Source organism: Bradyrhizobium sp. (genome assembly GCF_049798375.1).
In the GTDB taxonomy this organism is placed as follows: domain Bacteria; phylum Pseudomonadota; class Alphaproteobacteria; order Rhizobiales; family Xanthobacteraceae; genus Bradyrhizobium.
In genome coordinates this window covers 1-1,776 of record NZ_JBARGP010000695.1, presented here as the reverse complement: position 1 = coordinate 1,776, position 1,776 = coordinate 1, and the positions used below count along the sequence as shown (strand labels likewise).

The 1,776-nt window shown below is 64.5% G+C and carries 2 protein-coding genes; both read left to right on the top strand.

Annotated elements, in window-relative coordinates; genetic code table 11:
* The coding region (odhB, locus tag WA702_RS27295; protein WP_425113650.1) for a 2-oxoglutarate dehydrogenase complex dihydrolipoyllysine-residue succinyltransferase at positions 1–882 on the top strand (882 nt) is incomplete at its 5' end.
* A gap of 67 nt (positions 883–949) precedes the next feature.
* Positions 950–1,696 (top strand): SDR family oxidoreductase, encoded by a 747-nt coding sequence (locus WA702_RS27290; protein ID WP_425113649.1) that lies wholly within the window; start codon positions 950–952, stop codon positions 1,694–1,696.
* Positions 1,697–1,776: the final 80 nt, after the last annotated feature.

Here is a 1,776-nt window from a genome sequence, read left to right as displayed (position 1 = left end):
GTGCGCAAGCTCTCCGCCGAGAGCGGCATCAATGCCTCGACCGTGCCGGGCTCGGGCAAGGACGGCCGCGTCACCAAGGGCGACATGCTGGCCGCTATCGAGCGCGCCGCGTCGGCCCCGACCCCGGTCAATCAGCCTGCCGCCGCCGTGCAGGTCCGCAGCCCCTCGCCTGCCGACGATGCGGCCCGCGAGGAGCGCGTGAAGATGACGCGGCTGCGCCAGACCATCGCGCGTCGCCTCAAGGACGTGCAGAACACCGCCGCCATGCTCACGACCTTCAACGAGGTCGACATGAGCCACGTGATGGCGCTGCGCAGCCAGTACAAGGATGTGTTCGAGAAGAAGCACGGCGCGAAGCTCGGCTTCATGGGCTTCTTCACCAAGGCGGTGGTGCAGGCGCTGAAGGATATTCCAGCCGTCAACGCCGAGATCGACGGCACCGACCTGATCTACAAGAACTACTATCACATCGGCGTCGCCGTCGGCACCGACAAGGGCCTGGTCGTGCCTGTGGTGCGCGACTGCGACCACAAGTCGATTGCCGATATCGAGAAGGGCATTGCCGATTTCGGCCGCCGCGCCCGTGACGGCCAGCTCAAGATCGACGAGATGCAGGGCGGCACCTTCACCATCACAAATGGCGGCATCTACGGCTCGCTGATGTCGACGCCGATCCTGAACGCACCGCAGTCCGCGATCCTCGGCATGCACAAGATCCAGGAGCGGCCGATCGTGGTCGCCGGCAAGATCGAGGTACGGCCGATGATGTATCTGGCGCTGTCCTATGATCACCGCGTCATCGACGGCAAGGAAGCCGTGACCTTCCTGGTGCGCGTCAAGGAAAGCCTGGAAGATCCGGCACGCCTGGTGCTGGATCTCTGAGCCGGACAAAGTCTGGATCAACGGAAGCGCGCTTTCGCAAAAGCGCGCTTCAGCATTGAGGGCGATCATGACGGACAAGGTTGCAGTCATCACCGGTGGCAGTCGTGGCATCGGCCGTGCCGCCGCACTCGCGGCCGCCACGCGCGGCTACAGGATCGTGGTCGGCTATGCCAGCAACGAGGCGGCCGCAAAAGATACGGTCGCGGCGATCGAGGCCAAGAACGGCAAGGCGATCGCGGTGAAATGCGACGTCGGCCGCGAGCATGACATCCTCGAACTGTTCAAGGCCGCCGACAAATTCGGAACGCTGGGCGCGCTGATCAACAATGCCGGTATCGTCGGGCCGACCACGCGGGTCGATCAGATGAGCGCCGAGCGTATCGAGCGGCTGATGGCAGTCAACGTCACCGGCAGCATTCTCTGCGCGCGCGAGGCGGTGAAGCGGATGTCGACGCGCCATGGCGGCAAGGGCGGCGTCATCGTCAATCTGTCATCGGTCGCTGCCAAGCTCGGCTCGCCGAACACCTATGTCGATTACGCCGCCTCCAAGGGTGCGATCGATTCCTTCACGATCGGTTTGGCCCAGGAAGTCGCCAGCGAAGGCATCCGCGTCGCGGCGATCCGCCCGGGCCTGATCGACACCGATATCCATGCCTCCGGCGGTGAGCCCGACCGCGCGCACCGGCTCGCTGGCACCGTGCCGATGAAGCGGGTCGGCTCGGCCGACGAAATCGCCAATGCCATCGTCTGGCTGCTGTCGGAAGAGGCCTCCTACGTCACGTCCGCCATCCTCGACGTGTCGGGCGGCCGCTGACCGCCCGCGCATCTTCAGAATTGCAATCTCACGGAACATTTGATCATGGCCACTTACGATCTCGTCGTCATCGGTACCGG

Coding starts and splice junctions, on each gene's coding strand:
- WA702_RS27290 (WP_425113649.1), top strand. CDS start 950: ATGACGGACAAGGTTGCAGTCATCACCGGTGGCAGTCGTGGCATCGGC.